Source organism: Acidobacteriota bacterium (assembly GCA_035471785.1).
Lineage (GTDB): Bacteria > Acidobacteriota > UBA6911 > RPQK01 > DATIPO01 > JANQFM01.
Window position 1 is genome coordinate 93,648 of record DATIPQ010000038.1, and the last position, 22,176, is coordinate 115,823.

Below are 22,176 nucleotides of genomic sequence, written 5' to 3' on the forward strand. Positions count from 1 at the left end.
GGGCGGGATGCGGGTGTGCAGGATGGCGAATCGGGCTTGCCCGTGAACCGGGGGCGGTCGTATGCTAGTGCTGCCGGTCATAAATTCTGAGCCAGGGCCCTCCCTGTCTTGTCCCTTCTGAAAGGGACAGATTCGCCAGCCCAGGGTCAGCCCCGGCGAGCGCGAGCGAGACGGCTTCGCCACCCGGGTTTACAGCCAGGTGCGGACGCTGAAAGCGTGGAATAACGCAACAGGATGGCTCAAAACTTCTGACGCGCTGCACCAGATCTCATCGTTACGGAAAAACGGTTCTCTTTGACTACGAGGAATAACGTCATGCCTTCATTGAAACTCTGGCTATTTTTTTGGATTGGTCTCGTCCTGATTGCCTGCGGACCCTTTCTCATGGGCCAATCCAACTTCGGCACGCTGACCGCCCCTCAAGTGGTCAACAACAACGCTGTTACCACCCAGATCGTTCTTCTCAACACTGCCTCCACCGCCTGCGGCGTGTCGATTACCGCTCATGAAGGCGCTGGTCAGCCGCCCTTGAACCCCGTCGACCTGGGCGGGGCTCAACCGAACCTGCTTGAGATCGAGGTTCCGGCCGAGGGCTCGGCCAGTTTCAATGTCTCGTCGCCGCAAGGTTTCCTGGGCGCCATCAGCGCCGAGATCTTGAACCCGGGCTGCGCGGGCAACCTGCAGATGCAGGCCCAGTATCTGATCGCCAATCAGACTCCGCTGGACGAGTTGTTCTCCTACTCCACCCCGTCATCCATCCCGGTCGATTCCTGCGCCGTGGTCCCGGTCAGCTTCGATCCCGACACCCAGGACGGCGATTCTGTCATCCCCGGCTTGGCCAGCGCCTTTTTTGGGCAGGGCGGCCTGCAATTGGATATTTGTCATGAACTGCGCGATCAGCAGGGGCAGGTCGTCCAGCCTAATGCCTGCTCGCCTTACGACGGGTCTCATCAGTCCCAATTGCTGGCCGAGATTTTTCCGAATCAGGGCTCCTTCGATGGAACCTGGCGGGTCTGTTATTTCAATGCCGGATCGACCATGGTCAATGCCGACACGGTGATCGACACGCTCTTTATCGACGTGGTGCAGATCGGCAACCGCTTTCAGTTTGACAGCAACCAGCATGAGCAAGTCAAGCCCAACTGCATTCCGGGTCCCCGGTCGATCTGCTTGAGCGACCGCTTTCGGGTCAGCGTGGATTTCCAGGAGACGCCCACCGGACCCTCGCAGCCGGCCGACGGCGTTTTCAGAGACGACTCGGGGTACTTCTTCTTCAATCCCGACAACGTGGAGCTGATCGTCAAGGTGCTGGACGGCTGTGACATCAACGACCGTTTTTGGGTCTTCTATGCAGCCACCACCAACGTGGAGTACACGATTACGGTCACCGACACCCAGTCCAATTCGGTATTCACCGCCGAAAATCCGTTTAATACGCCTTTCGACCCTATTACCGACACCCAGGCTTTCGCCACTTGCCCTTAAGACACCTTCGACCGTAATCCGGGGGGACCGATGCGCTCAACATTGGCTTTGATCTGCACCGCATGCTTGCTTCTTGCTGCCGTCGGCTGCGCCTCGCCGCCCGACGAGGCTCAACCAGAGTTCGAGAACATGGGCCAAGACGTTCATTCCTACGCCCGTCCAGACGAGGTGGCCGTCCGCCACATCGACCTGGACATCAAGGTCGACTTCCAAGAGCAGATCATCGCAGGAACCGCATCGCTGCGGGTCGAGAACAAGTCGCAGGCCGACAGGCTCTACCTGGACAGCCGGGGCCTGACTATCCACGAGGTGCGGCTGGACAACGATGAAGACCCGGCCTCTTACCAGATGGGGACGGAAGATCCTCACCTGGGCAGCGCCCTGATGATCGATATCGAGCCCTCCACCAAGGTGGTGCACATCGACTACCGGAGCAGCCCCGAGGCGCAAGCGCTGATGTGGCTGGAACCGGAACTGACGGCCGACCGCACCGCGCCCTTTTTGCTGTCCCAGTCCCAGGCCATCCTGGCCCGCACCTGGGTGCCCTGCCAGGACAGTCCCAAGGTGCGCATGACCTACTCGGCCAAAGTTCAAGTGCCGCCGGGGATGATGGCGGTGATGAGCGCAGAGAATCCTACCCAAGTCTCCCAGGACGGTCTTTACACCTTCCACATGCCCCAGCCCATTCCCTCTTATCTGCTGGCCATCGCTGCGGGGGACCTGGGTTTTCAGGCGCTGGGACCCCGCACCGGCGTTTATGCCGAGCCTTCGGTTCTGGAAAGGGCGGCCTGGGAACTGGCCGATACCGAGAAAATGGTGGAGGCGGCCGAGAAGCTCTACGGACCTTATCGATGGGGACGCTACGACATGATCGTGCTTCCCCCCAGTTTTCCCTTCGGAGGCATGGAGAATCCGCGCGTGACTTTCTTGACGCCCACCATGTTGGCCGGCGACCGTTCCCTGGTGGCCCTGATCGCCCACGAACTGGCCCATTCCTGGTCGGGCAACCTGGTGACCGATTCCACCTGGAACGACTTTTGGCTCAACGAGGGTTTCACCACCTACATCGAGCACCGCATCATGGAAGAGGTCTACGGCGACGAGGTGGAGGAGATGCTGGCCCAACTGGAGCTGGAAGCGCTGCGCGAGTCGCTGGACAGAGACTTCGACGATCCGCGCGACACCTGGCTCTACCTTGATCTGGAGGGGCGCGATCCCGATGAGGGGATGAATGCGGTGGCCTACGACAAGGGACACTTCTTTCTTCGGATGCTGGAGGAAACCGTGGGGCGCCAGCACTTCGACGCCTTTCTGCGCGGCTACTTCGAGCACTTCGCCTTTGAGAGCGTCGATACCGGCCAATTCGTCGACTACCTGCGCCAGCACCTCATCGCCGGGGACGACGCCTTGGCGAAAGAGATGCGCATCGAGGAGTGGATCTACGGGCCCGGACTTCCCGAAAACACGCCACAGCCTCAGTCCGCCGCTCTGCGCCAGGTGGACGAGCAGCTCGAGGCCTTTGCGGCGGGAACCCCCGCGGCCGAGCTGTCGACCGAGGGCTGGACCACCCACCACACCCTCTATTTCCTGCGCAACCTGCCCGCTGAACTCAGCCAGCAACAACTGGGGGGGCTGGATGCCGCCTTCGGCTTTTCTTCCACCGGCAACTCGGAGATCCTCTGCCAATGGCTGGCCGTGGCACTCGAGCACGACTACCGGGAAAGCGACGCAGTTTTGCAAGACTTCCTGTCGCGTCAGGGCCGCCGCAAATTCCTCATGCCCCTTTATCGCGGCCTCGTTGAGAGCGGCCGCCGGCAGGACGCCCGCCGCATCTACGAAAGCGCCAAATTCGGTTACCACTCCGTCTCCCGCAATTCGGTGGAAGAGCTCTTCAACTGATTTTTCTTTGAACTTTGTCAGCCGGAACGCGTATAATCCTAGGTTGAAGCACGTGCGGAGTACTGAATTATGCGAAACTTCGTAAGCCTGTAGCCTCGCCAGTCATCCGGAATTCTCCGGCAACCTCTGCCACTTTCTCTGAGAAATTCCATCTCAAAGCGGCCTGAAGGTCTGATTCGCGGCATTGCTGCGGTCATCTTCGGGCAGTCTTGGCAGAAGGCTGTGCAGTATGCAGAGGCGGTCAGATTCGCCGCACATTCGAAAGGAGGCATCGTCATGAGTATCATGAGGATGTTATTGAATAGAAAAGCCGAGATCGGGGCCTGTTTTTTGGGGCTGGCCTGCGGCTACGCCTTTTCCATGCAGACGTCAGCCGACAGCGGCTTGACGTTGTTGCGGGAAAGTGTGGCCGTGGAGACCTCTGCCCCGGAACGCACGGTTCACGATCCGCCCGCCCAGGACACGGCGCTCGAGGGTGAAGACGCCTTCATCCGCGATCTATCGGAAGAGTTCCGCATGGAAGAGAGCGTGGTGCGTCTGGTGCACCAGGAATCCAAACGTTACGTGGACGCCGGGGAGGACGAGTGGCGATTGCTGCGCACTCCCGAAGCGGCCACCTACATCATGCTCTCCGTGATTCACGCCGAATCGCGGGGCGATGCCAGGGCCGTGGGCGACGACGGGCGCGCCCGAGGACTCACCCAGATCCACTGGACCACGGCCCAGCTTTACGGGGACGTGACTCCCGAGGAACTGCTCGATCCCGCCGTCAACATCCGCTTCAGCTTCCGCCACTTCCACTATCTGCTGAAGAAATACAAGGGCAACTTCCCTCTGGCCCTCTATGGATGGAACCGCGGTCCCGGCACCGTCGACCGGCTCATCCGTTACGGACATTCTCCCGCCAACCATTACGGCCGCGCCGTCTACCACGCGGCTGCCCGCCAGGATAAAGCCGAAGAGCTGAAGCTCATCGGCAACTAAGCCCCTCCGCTTTCGCCCTTTTTGCCCAGTTCATAAGTGCACTGTGTGTCCTGCAGCCCTCCCACGCCGCCAGAGAGCGGCGTGGAGGCGGGCTGTTGGCTGCTTACAGGACGGCAATGGCGACCAGGGTGGAGCAGACGGCGGCTAGTCCGGCTGCGGCCATCGCCAAAGGAAGCTGGGTGGTGACGTGGTCCATCAAGTCGGCGCCGCAGGCCAAGCTGGAAAGGATCGTGGTGTCGGAGATGGGCGAGCATTGGTCTCCGAAGATCGACCCGCCCACCACCGAGGCGTAGCAGAGGACGTTGAAAAGCGGTTCGGGCGAGACAGTGTAGGCCAGGGGGACGGAAAGCGGGACGATGACCGCGAAAGTTCCAAAGGAAGACCCGATGGAGAAGGCCACCACCATGCAGATTCCCATCAAGATGGCGGGCAGCAGAACAGGGACGATCCAATCAGACGTGGTGGCCACGATATAGCGGGCCGTACCCAGTTCTTTGGATACAGCCCCCAGGGTGACGGCCAGTCCCAGCAGAATGGCCCCCGTGGTCACGCCCTTGCATCCGTCTACGATGCCGGCCAGCACGTCGGCGATGGAGAGTCCGCGCAGCCATCCCAGCAGCGAAGCCGCCACTACCGAAAGGCCGAAGGCCTCGGCGATCTGCACGCTCCCGGTCTGCAGGTAGGAACCCAGCGCCCATCCGATCAGAACCAGGATGGGGACGGCGAAATCGATGATGGCGGGACGATAGTGATCGGGCACCTTTTCGCGGCTCAGTTCCTCTGAGGCCAGCGGGGCGGCTCCGGGAGCGTTGAGCCCCTTGCCGGCCCGCGAGCGCTCGATGGCCTTGCGCATTTTTGTGCTCATGAAGGGCAGCAGGTCGAGAGCCAGCAACAGGGTCATCAGCACCGCGAAGATGCCGTAGAAGTTCAAGGGAATGGCGCGGTAGAAGAAACTCACTGCCGCCCCCTCGTCAGGCAGCAGCGGAATCAGACCTGCCGCGAATCCTCCCACGTAAATGGGCCACACGTTGAGTGGAATGAGGGTGGCTACGGGCGAAGCCGTGGAGTCGATGATGTAGCTGAGTTCCTCGTGGCTGATGTTCTCGCGGTCGGTCACCGGACGCACGGTGGTTCCGGCCAGCACGGTGGAGATGGTGCCTCCCTGGTGGAAGACGATGCCGATAAGCCAGGCGAAGAGGCGGGCGCTGCGCGGCCCCCGCACCATGCGTCCGGCGGCCCACTCGGCGAAGGCGCGCGCTCCGCCGGTGCGCGTCCACAGCCCCAGCAGTCCTCCCAGGCACCACAGGTAGACCAGCAATATGAGCGCGTACTGCTCGGATCCGATGGCGGGAATCATGAAGCGCTGCAGCAGGTTGGGGTCGCTGACCACGATGCCTCCCACGGCGATTCCCATCATGAGCGCGAAAAGCACCTCGCGGGTCAAAAAGGCCAGCAGGATGGCGCTGAAGGCCGGCAGCAGGGAATAAAGGCCGTAGCTGTCGTTTTCGTCCAGTCCCTCGGGACTGCCCCAGGCCAAAAGCAGGAAGGGCAGAGCGGCGACGAGGAGGATGAGCAGGCGCTGGAGCGGGTCCTTGGGCAACTTGCTGGATAGTCTCATGAGCGACGCTCAGAGTAGCACGCCCCCGACTCTCGGGCGAAGCCGAAGGCGTAGCATGACCATGACCCATCCCACTAATAGATCGAACTTCCCGAAGAAGTCCGCCGCACATAACTCACCCGCAACCCAGGATGCCCCTGCAGGCCGATCTCTACCTCGCGCTTGGTCAGATCCTTGCCTTCCTCCGCAGGCTGATAGGTGAGCAGGTAGTAATGAGAAAGAGCATCGCGCATGGCCTCGATCTTGTCCAAGGCCTCTTTCTCGGAATAGGCCCATCCGCCCGTCTCGCGCACGATGCGCTTGCGGGCGGCCTGATCGCCTCCCAGGCTGATCATGTCCCCCGCCCGATTCCCCAGGCTGATCCCGAAAAAGCGGGCGCCGGCCATACGCAGATGGTCCAGGGTGGCTTCGCCGATGCCTCCGAATCCCGCCGAGATCACCAGCACGGCCTTGTTGGAGGGGTAGGAGCAGGTCTTGAGGCGCCTCAAGGTGTGGTCGACCGCGTACCCGGTCAGGGCCTGGCTCATGAAAAGCTGTCCCAGGCGGCGCCACTTGCTGGCACGCGCCCCTGACCCGATGTTTTCGATGCCTTCCACCAGGTGATAGCGGTCGCTGCTCAGTTCGCTGACGAAGTCGACGTCGTCGCTGAAGACGCCCAGCAGGATTTCGTCCTTTTCATCGAGCAGATGGATGAGACGGTGCATGATCTCGCGTCCCAGCAGGATCTTCTCCTGCGACATGGTCGATCCCACATCCAGCAGGATGGCCAGCGAGACGTTGGCCTTGGGCTGCTCTTCCACCTGCTCCACGGGCCGGCGCCGACCGTCCTCGAGCACGCTGAAGTCCTGAGCGGTCAGTCCTCTCACGACCCGATCGTCCTGATCGAACACCCGCACCACGTACTGCGAGGCTCTGACGTCCACCCGGAATCGCGGCAGCTCGTCCCCCTGCGCTCCTTGAGCCCAAGCCGATGACGCCCCCAGCCACGTCAGCAAGACCGCCAGAATCAACCGCCCAACAAGCTTCATCGCGCCTAAAAGGATGCGCCCAACCCGACCCAAGTTCAACCGGGTAAGTATGGGAAAACCTCTCGCTGAGAATTCTGAGCAGGGCGATGAAGGAATTCGAAGTGCGGATGGCGAATCCGAGATCCCAAGAGGGCTTCCTATGCAGTCCGTTCTGCCCACAAGATCTGGCCATTGCGTACCTGCAAGTGTCTCCCTCATGCGACATAAGTTCACTGGCACGAAATTTAAATGATTGACAAGTGGCCCGCTGAGGCCGAGCCACCAGTGATCCTGCATTTCCGGACTAAACCATTGATTAGGATGGAGTTGTGCGGTTCCTCTGGTGTGCCGCTGTTAACCGGAGGGTTTTAGGTTCGGGTATTAGCGGATCAGGCCTTACGCACTTGCGCCTTCATCTGCCCAAGACGACGTCGATGCCCGTGAGGACTTGCTCCAGGATCCTCGGGGGCAGTTTGCCGATTCTTTCGGCGAGGATGCTGCGGTCCAGGGTGATGATCTGTGAGGCGTTTGCAACGGAATCCTTGGGGAGAGCAGATTTCTCCGCGCGCATGAGGACATTTCCGGGCGCCTCGGCCCAAATCAGGTTGGTGGTCAGAGGGACGCACACCACTGTGGCGATCCTGCTCCGGTTCAAATGGTTGCCTTGCACAATGATAACGGGCCGCCGGAAACCTGGGCCGGATCCGGTCGGCGCCGGCAGGTCGGCCCACCAGATCTCGCCCTGTGCAATCTCTACCACTCAGTGTTCTCCAATATTCGCCGGGCGGCAGCCGCAACAAAGGGATCTGAGGGATGCTCCAAGCGGTCGACGACTTGATTCATCGACTCCGTTACCTCATCGGGAGCATGCCTGGCAAGGTATTCTGAGATGGCCTCTGCATAGAGTTGGCTGCGTGACTTGCTGGTTCGGCTGGCATGCTTTTCCGCCGCTTGGAAAACCTCGTCGGGGATCGAAACTGCCGTTTTCATACCGTCAGTATAACCATTGGACCTCTTCTAGAACAAGCCGTAAGACAAAAGGGAAGGCCTGCCTCACGACGAATCGAACGCATTCGGCGAGATCGCGGTGCTATCCTCGCTCAGGAAAGGACTGGCTCATGAAAGTTGCTGGAATGCGGGAGCTACGTGCTCGATTGGCCTTGGTGGTTGGTGAGAATTATCCAGTGCTTGCGACCAAGCACGGCAAGATTGCCCGAGTTCTCCTGCCCCAGGCGCCCGAGGGTCAGGATTTGGGGAGGAGTTGTAGGTAGTCGCAGTGCTTGGGGCGCACGGCGCGGAAGTGTCTTTGATCGAGTGTTGCCACCTTTTTCTCGGCCAATCTTTCGCAAACGGCAATAACCGCGGCATCGACCATGCCGAGGTCGAGGTCGGCATGAGAGGCCTGGAGTTCGGCCGCGCGGGCGAGGTCCCCGGCGGACAAGTGCTCCAGGCGGTAGGCGCCGGTTGAGATGTCCTCGACAAATATCGACCATACTTCAGGCTGAAGGCGTTTTCGAATCCAGTAGTCCACTTCCACCAGAGCAGGGGCAACCAACACCAGCGGCTCATCGATTTCGTCGAGCAACTTGGCGCACGACGCGTGTGCCGGATCGTCGGCATCCAAGAGGGCGAGGATCGGGCCCGTGTCAAGAATGAGAGCCATTATTGAGCCGCCGGCAGGTCTTCATGATCAACACTCTCCTGGGCGACACCGGAACCTGAGTGTCCGATACCAATGCGAGGGCGCCGGGCGCGCCGCAGCTCGGCTGCTTTCTTGGCCAGAAGCTCACCCACCAGGGTTGCAAAGGACACGCCGCGCCGCTGAGCCTCGCGTCTCAACGCTTCCAGCACCCCCTCTTCCGCCGCCACCGTGGTTCTTTGAATCATGGTTTCGATAATAACTGATGCATGAATCTGATTCGAGGCGCATTTCGCGCACTAGTCGGAGCGGAGGATGGAGAGTGGGTTGATTTGGTTGGCGCGGTAAGCGGGGAGGAGGGCGGCGGCGGCGCCCAGGAGGAGCAGGGCGAGGCAGGAGAGAAGGAGGGTTGGGGGGTCGTAGGGCTGGACGTGGAAGAGCATGTCTTGGAGCAGGAGCGTCAGGGCCCAGGCGGCGGGGAGGCCCAGGAGGATGCCCAGGGCGACCGGAAGCAGACCCTGGCTGAGGACGCGGCGGTAGATGTGCGTCCCGCGGGCGCCCAGGGCCCGGCGGATGCCGATTTCGCGGCGGCGGCTGGCTACGCTGTAAGAAACCACCGAGAAGATCCCCGAGGCGCAGAGGATCAGGGCCAAGGCGCCGAAGGCGGCCAGGAGCAGGGTCTGCAGGCGTCGGCGGGCGGTGTCCTGAGCCAGCAGATCCTCTCCTGTGCGGACTTGGAACACCGGCAAGGAGGGGTCGAGTTCACGCACCACGGCCCGCACGGCGGACGCCAGCCCCGGGCCGGCGCCTTGCTGGTGACGTATGGCGATGTCCATTCCCCAGTCCCCGAAATGTCCGAAGATGGCCTGGGGAAAGTGCAGGTAGAGCGTGCCGCCGCGGGTCTGGCCCAGGCCGTGGTGGGAGATGTCGTCCACCACGCCGACTACCGTGTACCAGATGACGAAGGGATCCTCGGGATCGTTGAGGGTGATCCGCTGTCCCAGGGGACTCTCGCCCGGCCAGTTGGCCCGCGCCAGCGCCTGGTCGATGACGGCCACGTGCTGGGCGTCGCGCCGGTCGGAGGCGAGGAAGACGCGTCCCCGCATCAAGTCGATGCCCATGGTGCGGAAATAGCCGGGCATCACAACCCGGGTCAGGGCCGTGGGCTGCTGGTTGCGGGGAACCGGCGCGCGTCCGTCAAGGCGGAAACTGGTTCCCCACCAGGAGCCCTCCAAGGGACCGCGGTTGACCGCCGATGCCCGCTGCACGCCCGGAAGAGCCTGTAACCGCGCCAGCAGCCGTCCATAGAAGTCGTTGATGACGTCTCGCTGCTCCTGGCGGGCGTTCCAGAAACTCACCATGTCCTGGCCCGGCTGCATGGTCAGCATGCCCGGTTCCACCCGCAGTGTGAGCAGGTTGCGGGACTCGAATCCGGCTTCCGATCCCATTATCTCGCTGAGGCTGCGCAACAGCAGTCCGGCGCCCACCAGCACGGTCAGGGCCAGGGCAACCTCGGCCACGATAAGACCGTAGCGCAGGCGTCCGCCCTGGGCCGAGGTGGCGCGCGGTCCCGCGCCCAGTCCCGCTTGCGGATCGAGGCGGGCGGCCCGCCAACTGGGCAGCCAGCCGAAGAGGACGGTGGCGGCGCTGGCCAGCAGCAGGGTGAAGCCGGCCACGGTCCAGTTGACGGAGATGTCCTGGGCGCGGGGCAGGGCTTGGGAGGCCCAACGGGTGAGCCATCCCGCCCCCAGGGCCGCAAGCAGCAGCCCCACAGCCGCTCCGCACAGGGACAGCAGCAGGCTTTCCGTGAGGAGACGGGCGGTCAGCCGTTTCCGGCCGGCGCCCAGAGCCAGCCGCACCGCCAGTTCGCGGCGGCGCGAGGCGGCCTGTCCCAGCAGCAGGTTGGCCAGGTTGGCGCAAGCGATGAGCAGGACGAGGCCGGTGGTCAGCCACAGCACCATGAGGGGACGGCGCACCGAAGAAGCCGACAACTCGCCATGGGGCGTGAGAGTGACGCTCCAGTCGGCGTTGCTCTCCGGGTAGGCTTGCTGCAGTCCCTGGGCGATGGCGGCAAGATCAGACTGGGCTTGACTCAAGCGCACACCCTGCTTCAGCCGCCCCACCACCCGCAAGTACCGCCCGCCGCGGCCCTGGGTTTTCAGGAAGGCCTCGCTCATGGGCGTGTAGAGCTGTACCTGGGGACTGGGGAAGTCGATTCCGGCAGGCAGGACGCCCGCAATAGTGTAGCGCCTCCCGTCCAAATCGACGGCGCTGCCCAGGACTTGCGGATCGCCGCCCAGGCGGCTGCGCCAAAAGGTGTGGCTGATGACCAGCAGGTCTTCTTCTTCCGATGGCGGCCCGGTGTGAAAGAAGCGTCCTCGCTCGGGCTGGACGCCCAATACGGCAAAGAAGTCGGAAGGAGCTTCCACCGCCGTCACCCTCTCGGCGAACTGGCCGGTGCTGAAATTGACGTCCTTGACCTGGTAGGCGGCCAGGGCCTCAAAGGTGCGATTTCCTTCTTTGAAGTCGAGGTAGTTGGGAGGCGAGACGGAGTTGAAGGCCCATCCCCTGGCCTCGTTGCTTTCGTAAAGGTCCACGACGCGCTCAGCCTCGGGATAGGGATAGGGCTGCAGCAAGACGGCGTGGACGGCGCTGAAAAGCAGGGCGTTGGCTCCGATTCCGGCCGCCAGGGTCAAGACGGCCACGGCTGAAAAAGCCGGTCTGCGCAGCAGCGAGCGGAGGGACTGCCCGATTTCCCCCCACCAAAGGCCGGAGCCGACGGCCAGGCTCCGCCCTTGCCCCCTCTTATCCGCAGGAGGCGGCCCGCTCCGCGGCCCCCGCCATCCGGACGAGGCCGGTTCCCCGCCCTCGATGAGGAAGAGCTCATCAAAGTCCAGCCCCAGCCCTCGCAGCAGCTTGCGGCGAACTTCGGGGCCGGGATGGCACTTATGGCCGTGCACAAGTTGGGAGAAATAGCCCCGACTGATCTCCAGCTCGTCGGCCCAGTCGTTTTGGTCCCGCCCGCTGCGGGCGATCGCTTGAGCCAGCCTGTGATGGTCGAGGCGAACGCGTCGTTTCAGGGACTTCATAATGCCCCATCAGACGCCTTTTCCCCCAGCGGGGTTGTGCCAGGTTCCCGGAAAGCGTTTTCTCCAGTTCTCTGCCGTTCACACGCGGGGCGTATGCGGGTTTCACTGTTAGGTGGAAGGCTGCAGGCCGCCGATGAGCTCTTGGATTTTCTCGACCGCCTTCGAATCGTCCTTGAAGGCTTGCAGGTGGATCTCAAGGTTGTCGATGGTGGTTTCCCGCATCCAATCGGGTACTTCGACCTTGAGGCAATCGACAAGGTGCCGGCGGGCCGCTTGCCAATCTTTGCCGGCTGAGGCCATCTCGAGCTTGGTGGCAGGGTTCCAATAGCGTTCCTCTTCAGACTTGGCCTCAGGTGCGAACTCGACGGCCTGGCGGACGACCGGGACCAGTGTTTCCAGTCGCTTGAGATCCTCCGCACTTCCTCGAAGCAGGCTTAGAGTCACGCAATTGACTCCGGGATAATAGTCGCGCATGTCCGCTTTCACCCCCGACCAGTAGGCTTCGATCGCCTTGCCCAGGGAAGCTTCAGCCTTGAGTTCATTGCCTTTGTTCAGTTCAGCCTGGTATTGGCCCTTGCAGATCCTGCCCCGGATGCCCCAGGTTTCGCTGCTCACCATTGGCGCCCGCAGCCGGTCGAGGGCGGCCAGCGCCTCTTGCCGATGCTCATGAGCTTGGTTCCGCAGCTTCTCGGCATCTGAATCCTCTCCCGCTTTCTCCAGTTCCCCGGCCTCTCTTTCAGCTTGTTCGGCCAAACGGTTGAGGGCCAGGGCGAGCTGTTCCTGCACGACCGCCGTCCGGCAGAGTTCGTTTGGTAGCCTGCCGTAGAGTTCGATCATCTTGCGGTGGGCCTTGCGTTCCCGGTACCCGATATAGATGCCTAAAAGGGCGGAGTGGAGTTCGGCCACGATGTGGGTGTTTTGGAAAATGCGGGTTTCGATGGCCTGTAGCGCCTTGACCGCATCGGTGTCGCTGGCCTTGTTGAGGGCGGCGGCGATCTCCTCGCCGATGTGACCGCAAAAGCGCATTCGCGAGAGATAGACATCCGTCTTGTCGTGTTCCAGGCGGCCGGAGGGAGTCCAGGACGTGACCTGCATTATGGGATTGTCGACCGGCAGTTCTCCCTCGACTGCGGCGTGCAGCCGCTGCTGCAGGGCAGCTCGAAACCCGCCCGCCTTGTCTTCAGGAAGACTGCCGTCATCGGCAAGATCGTAGGGCAACACCCGCAGCGGCTTGAAATCGAAGGGAAGGTTTCCGAAGAAACGAAGGGCGCCGATCAGAATAGTGGGCCGAGAACTGGCTCCATGGCGGACTCCGACCTCATAGGTGACATTGGGGTTCGAGAAAGTGAGGTCGGCGATGACGTATTCGGCCACCAGGAGTCTTTCATACATGGCTCCTTGGACGAAACCGCCCGAGAGTTCGACGTCGGCTCGGATGCACTCCAAGCCGAGTTGCGTCACCACGGTCTCGATGTGTTCGAAGACCGCATCGAAATCGATAAGGGGCTCGCTTTTGCCCGGAGGGCTTTTTTGCCCGAACGGCATGGCTACGAAACAGACGGGACGCAGGGCTCTATTACTGGACATCTTCTTTGAACCTCTTCAGACGCTGGTTGCGAGCCGGTCCTCGGTTCCTATGATCCATCTTCCAGCGTCGGCCTGCAACTCTTGTACAGTGAGGCTCCCCTCTCTAATCCTCTTTGAAAATGAGGATGCCCAGGGTGAAGCAGACGGCGCCGATGGCGGTGAGGATTCCGCAGGGGAGGAGCATGTCTATGGCCGTGAAGCCCCGCCAGAGAACGCCTTCCATGGCCAGGATGGCCCATTTGACCGGGGAAACATTGCTGACGGTCTGCATCCAGGCGGGCATGATGAAGAGCGGGATCATGCCTCCGCCCAGCATGGCCATCACGATCATGATGGCCCAGCCGATGCCTCCCGCGGCTTGTTCGGAGCGGCCCAAAGTGGAGAGCACCATCATGATGCCGACGAAGCACACCGCTACCGCCGTCAGTCCCATGGCGAGCAGCCCCAGACGCAGTTGCACGCCGAAGACGAAGCGGGCCAGCAAAAGGAGGATGAAGGAGACGCCCAGGATGGTGATGAAGCAGGCCAGGGCCTTGCCGGCCAGCACCTGAAAGCGCGTCAGCGGACCTGAACGCAGCCGCATCAGCGTCCCTCGGCGGCGCTCCATGACCAGCGAAATGGCGAAACCCGAGGCGCACCCCAGGATGCCCCAGATGATGCCCTGAGGGAAAGAGATGGAATAAGCGTTGGTGGGTCCGCTGCGTTGGCGAATGACCTCGGCGGTCGTCACCTCCAGCGGCTGAAAGGAGCCCCCCGCCGGTCCGGCGGCGACGCCTTCCGGAGCCTGATTTTCCATCTCCAGCAGCTTCTTCATCTCTGAAAAAAACGACTGGAGCTGGCCTTGAACTTCAGGAGGCGCGTCCTGTGCGGATTCCTTCACCGCCTCAAGCTGGCGGTCGGCGAAGCCCGGGTCCTGCAGGATCTGCTGCATCGACTGGGCGCCGTATTTCATGAGTATCCCCTGCAGCATGCCGGATTCAGCCTGGCGGGAAGGATCGACTCCAATCTCCACTCGGGGCGGCTTTCCCATGAAAATGGTCTGCTGGGCTTGGCTGAAGCCCTGGGGCAGGAGGATGTAAGCCACCCGGCGGCCCCGCCGCACCCCCTCCCGGGCCCTTTCCAAATCGGCGGCCGGCTCGACCTTCAATTCCTCGGCCTCGCCCAGCATCCTGACGAATTGCTGCGAAGCCTGAGTATTGTCTTGATCCACCACCCACACCGAGATGGCGCTGCTGCCGTCCCCGCCGCCGCCGGAGAAGATCATTCCGAAGAAGACCGCGTAGAGGACGGGAAAGAAGAAGGTGAAGAAGAAGGCCGTGCGGTCGCGGATGAGCAGCCGCAGGTCTTTGAATGCCATATGAATGATTGCCGTCATGAGCGTGTCTCCTCAATCGCGCAGTTGGCGCCCCGTCAGGTTGAGAAAAACGGTTTCAAGGTTGGGACGTTCCACCGAAAAGCGCAGCAAAGGCTCGCCGCCGTCGAGCAGCTCCCGCAAGCGGCCGAGAGGATCACAGGTCTGGATGCGCAGCGTCTCGCCCTGGGCCTTCTCGGCGGTGATGAGACTTTCGCCTCCGTGCTCTTGAGTCAGGTTCTCCACCGAATCGAGCGCCAGCAGCTTGCCCCGGTCGATGATGCCCACCCGATCGCACAGCTTCTGGGCTTCTTCCATGTAGTGGGTGGTGTAGACCACCGTGGTGCCCTCCTGCTGCAGGTGCCGTATGTTGTCGAAGATGGAATTGCGCGACTGGGGGTCGACGCCGACGGTGGGCTCGTCGAGCAAGAGCAGCAGCGGACGGTGGACGATGGAGACGGCCAGATTCAGCCGACGCTTCATGCCGCCTGAATAGGTCGAGGCCAGGTCGTTGGCGCGCTCGGTCAGTCCCACGAAATCCAGCGCCCAGCGGCTGCTGCTGCGCAGGGACTGACCCGAGAGCCCTTGCAGACGCCCGAAGAAGAGCACGTTCTCCAGCCCGCTCATCTCCTCGTAGATGGCCAGCGCCTGGGGAGCCACCCCGATGTGTCGCCGCACCGAGGCTTTCAGAGGGCTGCCGTAGCCGACCAGGTCAACTTCTCCCCTCTCGGGCTGCAAGAGTCCGATGGCCAAGCTGACGGTGGTCGACTTGCCCGCTCCGTTGGGGCCCAGCAAACCGAAGATTTCGCCCTGGCGGACTTCCAGGTCAAGGTCGTCCACCGCCAGGATGTCGCCGAAACTCTTCCGCAATCCCTTCAGTCTGAGCAGTGTTTGCATGCTCACAGACTAAGAGAGGACTGTCCGAAAGTCAGCCAAAGATCGCTGAACGGCGGAACCGGATCGGTGAACGGCGGCTAAAGGCCGCATCCCGGCAGCCCAAGGTGCTGGGCTTTTGCAGCGCGTCAAAAGTCTGAAGCCCTCCCGTTGCGCTATTCCACGCTTTTAGCGTTCGTCCCTTGAGCTGCCCTGAACCCAGGGTGGCGCCGCCGTCTCGCTTGCGCTCGCCGGGGCTGACCCTGGGCTGGCGAATCGCTCGCCTTCAGCGAGCCCGGACTTGACTTCTAACACAGTCGCTGGGCTGGCCAATCTGTCCCTTTCATAGAAGGGACCAGAAACGGAGGGCCTGGCTCAGAATTTATGACCGGCAGCACTAGTCGCCGCCGTAGGAGATCTCGGTGTGCCTGAGGCGCAGGGCCACGATGTAGAGCAAGGCCGTGGTCACCAGCAGGATTCCGGGCACGGAAAACCATCCCGAGGCCGGGTCGGCGATGACGCGGATGGAACTCGATTGAGCGGGTACCGGACAAAGCGAAATCAGGTAGTGGATGACGCTGATCTTCTGCAGTACGGCCGGCATGAAGGGATTAAGAGACTCCCAGAAAAAGATGAGGATGCCGGGTATGATGGGATTCCTGAAAATCAGCCCCACCAGGAGAAAAACGGCCCCGTATCCGAGGCAAGCCAGCGCCGTCACGCCCAGGTAAGCGAAAACGTGCCCCAGTCCGGGGGAGACGGTCAAGTATTCAATACCCCGTCCGCCATAGGGCAAAAAGGTCAGGACGTAGGATAAGAGCACCGAGATCCCGAAGATGCTGAAGGCGGCGATTTGACCCGCCAGATACTTCCCCACTACCAGCAGTTCCCGGCGCACGGGGCAGAGAAAATAGTAGTGCATCGAGCGCTGCAGCATCTCTCCCCGAAAAAGGCTGGTGAAGACCAGCAGGCAACCCACGAAGACCAGCACTTGAATGACAAAGGCCTGGAAGGCGGCCGCAAATGCTATGGACACGCTTCCCAGGTCTTCCTGCTCTTCGGGAAACAGGTAAAGGACGATGGCCACCAGCAGCGCCAGGGCCACAGGCATGGCAGCCAGGAGATAGAGCATCAAAGCCCGTCCTCCAACGAAGCCCTTGCGGACCTCGCTGCGCAGGAGACCCATCAGTTGCGCCCGCCACAGGGCAGTTCCGCTGCTGTCGGGCTGAATGGCGGCGTTGGGCGAACTCATGCCGGTTGACCTCCGCTGCTTCCGATCAGGTATTGATACACCGACTGAACGTCATCGTCGGCGGGGGCCACGGTTTCGACGTTGATCTGCTCCTCCAGCACGACCCGATTGAGCAGCAGGTAAAACTGGTCCGAATCGCGGGTGCGCAGATGCAGGCCGCCGCCGTCGTCATGCATCCTCACCTCGACCACCGAATCTTCCTTAAAAGCGCGCTGGGCGAGGACTGAAGGCTTGTCGCAGCGCACCACGATCTGGATGGGTACGTCGCTGACTTCTTCGCGCACGCCGTGAACGTCCCCCTCGGCTACCACATAGCCTCCGGTCAGCATCACCACGTTGTCGGAAATGATGTCCAACTCATGGAGGACGTGGGAGGAGATGATGACGTGGCGCCCCATCTCGGCCAAGTCCCGGAAAAGATCGATGACCTCGGCGCGGGCCAGGGGATCGAGTCCGTTGAGGGGCTCATCGAGAATCATGACCTCGGGATTGTGGGCTATGGCCTGGGCCAATTTGACCCTTTGACGCATTCCCTTCGAATAGCCCCGCACCCTGCGGGCGGCGGCGTCCACCAGGTTGACCTTCTCCAGGGCCTGATAGGTCAGGCGGTAGGCCTGGTCGGCTGAATAGCCGTGTATGCGCAGGAAGCCATTGATGAAGGAGTAACCGGTAGCTCCCTTGGGAAAAGAGTCATATTGGGTACAGTAGCCGAGGCGCCGGAAAAGCTGTTCGGGATGATCGGGCGCAATCCCCACCACGTGAATGCTGCCGCGCGAGGGCTGAAGCAAGCCGGTCATGAGGTTCATAAGCGTGCTCTTGCCGCTGCCGTTGGGACCGACGAGTCCGGTGATGCCGGGCTCAAGCGTCAAGTCGACATGGTTGACTCCCAGCACTTCGCCATAAAACTTGGAGACGTCCTTGAGAACGATATTGGCGTCTTGGCTCATCGGACCACCTCATAAGCCTGCACCCGGCGGTTGAGCAGCCAAAGAGAGAAGAGTAGGGCCATCGTCAGGCTGACAATGGCGCTCCAAACAGGGATGGTCCCGCGCAGAGCCTCCCCATGCATCAGATAGTGGGTGATCACCGTCCACACCTGCCTCATGTCGATAAGGCTGCCCCAGTAGGTGCCGACCGCCTCGTTGATGATGAGGCCGAAGGTGCCGAGGACGATAATGACGCCGAAAAGCAGAGCCCCGGCCACCATGCGCCACTTGACCCAGGCGGAGAGAGCCAATGCCAGCAATGCCAGCGGAATGATCCACAGGCAGGAACTGAAGAAGAGCACGAAGGGGACCCGCACATGCTCTGAAAACCAGGGCATTCCAGCGTAGGCGCTTTGCAGGGCGATGAGCATGAAACCGGGAATCCAGGTCAGGGCGCTGAGGACGATGAAAAGCACGCCCCCTTTGCCCAGAACATACTCGCTGCGGGAGAGGGGCCGGCAGAAGTAGAGGGGCAAGGCTCCATTAGCCAGATCAGGGGAGACCAGTCCCGGACCGACGAAGGCGGCCAGTATCCAGCAGAGAACCGTCTGCACCGCCAGGTAGTCCTGGAAGAACTGGGCGTCCACGGCGATGATGTCCATGATCTCGGGACCGAAAAGCTCCAGAGCGGTGCTGTTGAAGCGGATGTAGATCATGGCGCCCTGAACCAGCGTCGGCACCAGCGCCAGGATGAAGAAAACCACCATCCAGCGGGAACGGAAGACACCCCGCAGAGCGTAGCGTGTCAACACCAGAAAACGCGACCATGCCGGAGTGACGGGACCGGCGTACTGCTCGTATCTACGCCTGTACACTGACATATTCTCTCTCCTCCAGCGAGCTTTCCAGCTTTTGCAGGTTGTCGGTTTCCATGGCCTTGAGGAAGATGTCTTGCAGCGAGTCGCGCTTGTAGTCGAGGCGGCGGATCTGGACGTGGCGGTCGGAGGCCAGCGAATAAAGGTCGCGGATGGCGACGTCTTCGGGCAGCACCATCTTGATCAGTCGTCGGCCCACTTGGGCCACTTCGACGCCCAGTCCGCGGATCTTCTCGACGAACTCCTCCTGGTGTTCGCCGCGGGTTTCCATTTCCAGGAACTTGCGGTTGGCCTTGCGTTCCTCTTCCAGGTTGCAGTAGACCACCAGGCGGCCTTCCTTGAGGATGACGACCTCCTCGCAGACCTCTTCCACATCGGGAAGCAGATGGGAGGAGATGATGATGTGCACCTGATTGCTGTCCCGGATCTCGCGGATCAGCTTGAGCATGTTGGAGCGGGCCGGAGGATCGAGTCCGTTGGTGGGCTCGTCGAGAATGAGCAGGCGGGGTCCGTGAACGAGGGCCTGAGCCAGCTTGGCCTTCTGCTTCATTCCCATAGAGTATTCGCCCAGCTTGCGGTAGCGGGCCTCGCCCAGCCCGACGAAGTGGAGGGCCTCGTGGGCCTTCTCCAGCGCCATCCGCGGCGGCATCCCCGACAGTTCGGCCAGCATGCGGACGAAGCGGATGGCGCTCATGTCGGCGATGAAGGCGTCGTTTTCGGGCATGAAGCCGATGTCCTGGCGGTTGGCCTTGGCGTGAGTGCGGATGTCCTTGCCGAAGACCCGCGCCGTTCCGCCGCTGGGCTTATGGAATCCCATCAGGGTGCGCAGCAGCGTCGATTTGCCGGCTCCGTTGGGGCCCAGCAGTCCGAAGGCTCGTCCCGACAGGGCCCCGTTGAGTTCTTTGAGAACCTGCAGCTTTCCGAAGCTGAGCGACAGGTTGTCGAGTTCGATGATCGGTTCCATTACTTGGCGTGCACTCCAGGCAGGTTCTGAAGGACATCCTCCATACCTGGCAGGCTGAAGGCGCTCAGTCCCATCAGGTTGCTGGGATTGAAGCCGAAGTTGCCGGTTGTGGCGAAGAGGATGCGGTCCTCCTCGGCATAGGCGCAGACCAGGCTGGCGCTCATGCCTTGCATGGCCTCGTCCAACACTTCGCGTTCGCCTTCCGGCAGCTCAATGCCGCGGGCCAAGCCGGCCAGAGGTTCCAGCACCGAACGCAGATCCTGGTAGGCGACGGCCGAGAATCCGGTGTGTCCGTCACGCGGCAACAGGTTCACGAATTCGGTGGAATGCGGCAGGGTGGCGCCGATCTCGTTGAAGCGGATGGCGTCGGCCACCAGTCCGCGGGCAGGAGCCGCCACCAGGTATCCCTCCACGAAGGTGTAGGAGAAGCTGGCCAGCGGCAAGTCGAGCACAGAGACTCTGTAGTAGGTACGTCCGCCCGAGTCCTGCGAGGTCAAGGTGACGCCTTTCTTGCCTTCCGCTTTGAGCTCCTGGTCGGCGCGTGCAACAAACCTTTCGATGGTGCTTTGCAGCGTAGGCGGATCATAGACCTCGATGACCGCCTTCCAGGAGGGCATGGGCAGCAGGGGTCCGTCGATGGCGAAGACGAACTCGCCTCCCAGCGGAGCCGCCAGGTCGGCCTGCAGGTTGATGCCGGTCTGGGTTTCGATTTCGGCCACGGCCCGGCGGGCTTCATCGCCCAGCATGGCGATCACTTCGTCGATCAGTTGCACCGGCTCGCGCACGGCCAGCCCCACCGCCACCGAGGCCTCCTGGGACACGTAGTCGAGTCCACCGATAGGCGCGGGCGCCGCCAGCCAGGAAGCGATTCCCTGGCGTTCTCCGTCGAAGGTGAGCATGGCGCGGTTCTCGATCATGCCCTCGGCTTCGCGCATCTCCACGAAGAAGTGTTCGACGTTGACGATGCCGCTTTCGGCCAGATCGCCGGCGCCTTCAGCCGCCATCAGTTCCTTGAGGCCGATGCCGAAGACCCAGTCGACGCCGTCGCGATAGAGGGTGTCGAGGTGATGATGGAACGAGGTGTCGGCGAAAGCGCTGCGTCCGCTGCTGGCCGAGGCGTCGAAAGCCACCAATTGACCGATCTCAGGCGCCATCGCCACCAGATCGTTCTTGAGGTAGACGTACAGGGTGTCGTTGCTCTCCTGCAGGCTGGACGGATTGTCGGTTATGACGACGTTGTCGAGTCCGGTCTCAGCCTTGAGCCGCTCCAACTGGACCGTCAGGGCCTGACGGAAAGAAGAGGGATCGGTGGCCTCGGCCATCAACAGAGGCGCCCCGGGCTGGCCCCGCTCGTCAAGCTGAACCGCCAGCACGATTTCGTCGCCCAGCGATTCGCTCAACTCGCGCAGGCTGTCGAAGACCCTCATGACCGACAAGCCTTCTTCCCCGCTCTCAGTGGCCTTCTGCCACCATTCGGCCAGGGCCGGATTGGCTTCTACCCGCTGCATGAAAATGTCGCGGGCGTCGGCCATCGACACGGCTAGGTTGGGAAGGCCGGCATAGATGACGGTGCCTGCCGGAACGATGTCAAGAAAGCGGCTGGAGAAGCGCAGTCCGGGAAAGAAGACCCGGTTGAATTCCTGATCCAACAGACGCGTTTCGCGCAGCAGCGCCACGTGATTGTCGTAGTTCTGGCTCCAGGCGATCTCCCGTTCCAGGGGGACGCGGGCCAGCCGCTCATTGGTGGTGTACTGCTGGCCCGGTTCCAGCGAAGCGCGCTTGCCGCCCTGCTCCACCTCGACCCGGCCTTCCAGCACCGAGACACGGGTTCCCTTGGCGCCGCTGCTGACCGAAAAGATGGTTCCCTTCACCGACACCGTGCAGTCGTTGGTGCGCACGTAGAGGTGTCCCTTGCGGCGGGGAGCGGCCTGGACGATGATGCTGCCGCGGTCAAGGTTGATGGTCACGCCGTCGCGGGCTTCAGAGATGGAGAACTCAGAGCGTTCCCGCAGTTCCATCAACGATCCGTCCGCCAGCTCGAAGACGACGTCGGTGTTCTTGGCCGAGCGGATGCCCTGTCTCCAGTCGATCTCCTGCCCGGCGGCCAGGACTGTCTGGCCTTGGGGCGAGATCTGAAACACGTTTCCTTGCACGCTGCGCACGGAGGCCATGCCCATGGTCGTGCGGGGGAGGATGCCGTCCAGCACCCCCAACTGCACCAGTCCGATGGTAAAGAGCACCATGGCCGCCACGGCTCCCCATTTGAACCAGGGAGAACTCATGAAGCTTCCCTGGCGCTGGGGTACGACCGTACGTTTTTCGCCGCGGGCCTCTTTGACGGCCCGGCGCAGCGTGACCGAATTGCGCATCTGATCCTCGAAGAGGATTCTGCGCGCCTCGGGCAGCCGTCCCTGTAAATAGTCGGGAATCAGGGCCTTGAAGTCGTCCACCGAGTCGAGCCGTTCCCGGCTGGCTGCGGTGGCGGACGAAGATGAGGAAAGCTCCTCCAGACGGCTCCAAACGCGCTGGGCCGCCTCTTGCTCCAACTTGGCCTCGGGCTGCTGCCGACGGATGTCCTCCAAGACCTCATCCAGAATGGCCTCTGGGTTGCGATGATTGGGCTTCAT

The 22,176-nt window shown here is 62.0% G+C and carries 17 protein-coding genes; 3 read left to right on the forward strand and 14 right to left on the reverse strand.

Annotated elements, in window-relative coordinates; translation table 11 throughout:
* The first annotated feature begins 384 nt into the window (after positions 1–384).
* From VLU25_06160 to VLU25_06170, 3 genes are all read left to right on the forward strand, one after another.
* Positions 385–1,485, forward strand: coding sequence for a hypothetical protein (locus tag VLU25_06160; protein HSR67507.1), 1,101 nt, complete (start codon positions 385–387; stop codon positions 1,483–1,485).
* A 129-nt stretch (positions 1,486–1,614) separates the two neighbouring features.
* Positions 1,615–3,384, forward strand: a complete 1,770-nt coding sequence (locus VLU25_06165) for a M1 family metallopeptidase (protein HSR67508.1) — start codon at positions 1,615–1,617, stop codon at positions 3,382–3,384.
* Positions 3,385–3,675: 291 nt separating this feature from the next.
* Complete coding sequence (locus VLU25_06170; GenBank protein HSR67509.1) at positions 3,676–4,368, forward strand: lytic transglycosylase domain-containing protein; 693 nt, start codon at positions 3,676–3,678, stop codon at positions 4,366–4,368.
* Between the two features lie 103 nt (positions 4,369–4,471).
* Here the strand turns inward: VLU25_06170 and VLU25_06175 are convergent, their stop codons facing one another.
* The 14 genes from VLU25_06175 to VLU25_06240 form a co-directional block, all read right to left on the reverse strand.
* Positions 4,472–5,986, reverse strand: coding sequence for a Na+/H+ antiporter NhaC family protein (locus tag VLU25_06175; protein ID HSR67510.1), 1,515 nt, complete (start codon positions 5,984–5,986; stop codon positions 4,472–4,474).
* A gap of 74 nt (positions 5,987–6,060) precedes the next feature.
* Positions 6,061–7,014, reverse strand: a complete 954-nt coding sequence (locus tag VLU25_06180) for a hypothetical protein (protein HSR67511.1) — start codon at positions 7,012–7,014, stop codon at positions 6,061–6,063.
* Between the two features lie 391 nt (positions 7,015–7,405).
* Positions 7,406–7,753: a type II toxin-antitoxin system PemK/MazF family toxin gene (locus VLU25_06185; GenBank protein ID HSR67512.1), complete on the reverse strand. Its 348-nt coding sequence runs from the start codon at positions 7,751–7,753 to the stop codon at positions 7,406–7,408.
* A 483-nt stretch (positions 7,754–8,236) separates the two neighbouring features.
* Positions 8,237–8,656, reverse strand: a complete 420-nt coding sequence (locus tag VLU25_06190) for a PIN domain-containing protein (protein HSR67513.1) — start codon at positions 8,654–8,656, stop codon at positions 8,237–8,239.
* Positions 8,656–8,880, reverse strand: a complete 225-nt coding sequence (locus VLU25_06195) for a hypothetical protein (GenBank protein HSR67514.1) — start codon at positions 8,878–8,880, stop codon at positions 8,656–8,658. The genes VLU25_06190 and VLU25_06195 overlap by 1 nt, the downstream gene beginning before the upstream one ends.
* 51 nt (positions 8,881–8,931) lie before the next feature.
* A complete protein-coding gene (locus VLU25_06200; protein HSR67515.1) occupies positions 8,932–11,721 on the reverse strand; it encodes an ABC transporter permease in 2,790 nt (929 codons plus the stop codon).
* Between the two features lie 108 nt (positions 11,722–11,829).
* Entirely contained in the window at positions 11,830–13,308 is a 1,479-nt protein-coding gene (locus VLU25_06205) for a TRAFs-binding domain-containing protein (GenBank protein HSR67516.1), read from the reverse strand.
* A 103-nt stretch (positions 13,309–13,411) separates the two neighbouring features.
* Positions 13,412–14,683 carry an ABC transporter permease gene (locus VLU25_06210; protein HSR67517.1) on the reverse strand — a complete coding sequence of 424 codons (1,272 nt, stop codon included), beginning with the start codon at positions 14,681–14,683 and terminating at the stop codon, positions 13,412–13,414.
* 12 nt (positions 14,684–14,695) lie between these two features.
* Positions 14,696–15,556, reverse strand: a complete 861-nt coding sequence (locus VLU25_06215) for an ABC transporter ATP-binding protein (GenBank protein ID HSR67518.1) — start codon at positions 15,554–15,556, stop codon at positions 14,696–14,698.
* Between the two features lie 373 nt (positions 15,557–15,929).
* A complete protein-coding gene (locus VLU25_06220; GenBank protein ID HSR67519.1) occupies positions 15,930–16,784 on the reverse strand; it encodes a hypothetical protein in 855 nt (284 codons plus the stop codon).
* The gene (locus VLU25_06225; GenBank protein HSR67520.1) at positions 16,781–17,731 is read right to left on the reverse strand and encodes an ABC transporter ATP-binding protein; all 951 of its coding nucleotides are present in this window, start codon (positions 17,729–17,731) and stop codon (positions 16,781–16,783) included. Before VLU25_06225 ends, VLU25_06220 begins: the two co-directional genes overlap by 4 nt.
* A complete protein-coding gene (locus VLU25_06230) occupies positions 17,728–18,585 on the reverse strand; it encodes a hypothetical protein (GenBank protein ID HSR67521.1) in 858 nt (285 codons plus the stop codon). The genes VLU25_06225 and VLU25_06230 overlap by 4 nt, the downstream gene beginning before the upstream one ends.
* Positions 18,572–19,549, reverse strand: a complete 978-nt coding sequence (locus VLU25_06235; protein HSR67522.1) for an ABC transporter ATP-binding protein — start codon at positions 19,547–19,549, stop codon at positions 18,572–18,574. Before VLU25_06235 ends, VLU25_06230 begins: the two co-directional genes overlap by 14 nt.
* Positions 19,549–22,176 carry a FecR domain-containing protein gene (locus VLU25_06240; GenBank protein HSR67523.1) on the reverse strand — a complete coding sequence of 876 codons (2,628 nt, stop codon included), beginning with the start codon at positions 22,174–22,176 and terminating at the stop codon, positions 19,549–19,551. The genes VLU25_06235 and VLU25_06240 overlap by 1 nt, the downstream gene beginning before the upstream one ends.

Bases quoted from the DNA above. Each gene is read 5' to 3' on its own strand.
- VLU25_06160 (HSR67507.1), top strand. From the start codon at position 385: ATGGGCCAATCCAACTTCGGCACGCTGACCGCCCCTCAAGTGGTCAAC.
- VLU25_06165 (HSR67508.1), top strand. From the start codon at position 1,615: ATGGGCCAAGACGTTCATTCCTACGCCCGTCCAGACGAGGTGGCCGTC.
- VLU25_06170 (HSR67509.1), top strand. From the start codon at position 3,676: ATGTTATTGAATAGAAAAGCCGAGATCGGGGCCTGTTTTTTGGGGCTG.
- VLU25_06175 (HSR67510.1), bottom strand. From the start codon at position 5,986: ATGAGACTATCCAGCAAGTTGCCCAAGGACCCGCTCCAGCGCCTGCTC.
- VLU25_06180 (HSR67511.1), bottom strand. From the start codon at position 7,014: ATGAAGCTTGTTGGGCGGTTGATTCTGGCGGTCTTGCTGACGTGGCTG.
- VLU25_06190 (HSR67513.1), bottom strand. From the start codon at position 8,656: ATGGCTCTCATTCTTGACACGGGCCCGATCCTCGCCCTCTTGGATGCC.
- VLU25_06195 (HSR67514.1), bottom strand. From the start codon at position 8,880: ATGATTCAAAGAACCACGGTGGCGGCGGAAGAGGGGGTGCTGGAAGCG.
- VLU25_06200 (HSR67515.1), bottom strand. From the start codon at position 11,721: ATGAAGTCCCTGAAACGACGCGTTCGCCTCGACCATCACAGGCTGGCT.
- VLU25_06205 (HSR67516.1), bottom strand. From the start codon at position 13,308: ATGTCCAGTAATAGAGCCCTGCGTCCCGTCTGTTTCGTAGCCATGCCG.
- VLU25_06210 (HSR67517.1), bottom strand. From the start codon at position 14,683: ATGACGGCAATCATTCATATGGCATTCAAAGACCTGCGGCTGCTCATC.
- VLU25_06215 (HSR67518.1), bottom strand. From the start codon at position 15,556: ATGCAAACACTGCTCAGACTGAAGGGATTGCGGAAGAGTTTCGGCGAC.
- VLU25_06220 (HSR67519.1), bottom strand. From the start codon at position 16,784: ATGAGTTCGCCCAACGCCGCCATTCAGCCCGACAGCAGCGGAACTGCC.
- VLU25_06225 (HSR67520.1), bottom strand. From the start codon at position 17,731: ATGAGCCAAGACGCCAATATCGTTCTCAAGGACGTCTCCAAGTTTTAT.
- VLU25_06235 (HSR67522.1), bottom strand. From the start codon at position 19,549: ATGGAACCGATCATCGAACTCGACAACCTGTCGCTCAGCTTCGGAAAG.
- VLU25_06240 (HSR67523.1), bottom strand. From the start codon at position 22,176: ATGAAGCCCAATCATCGCAACCCAGAGGCCATTCTGGATGAGGTCTTG.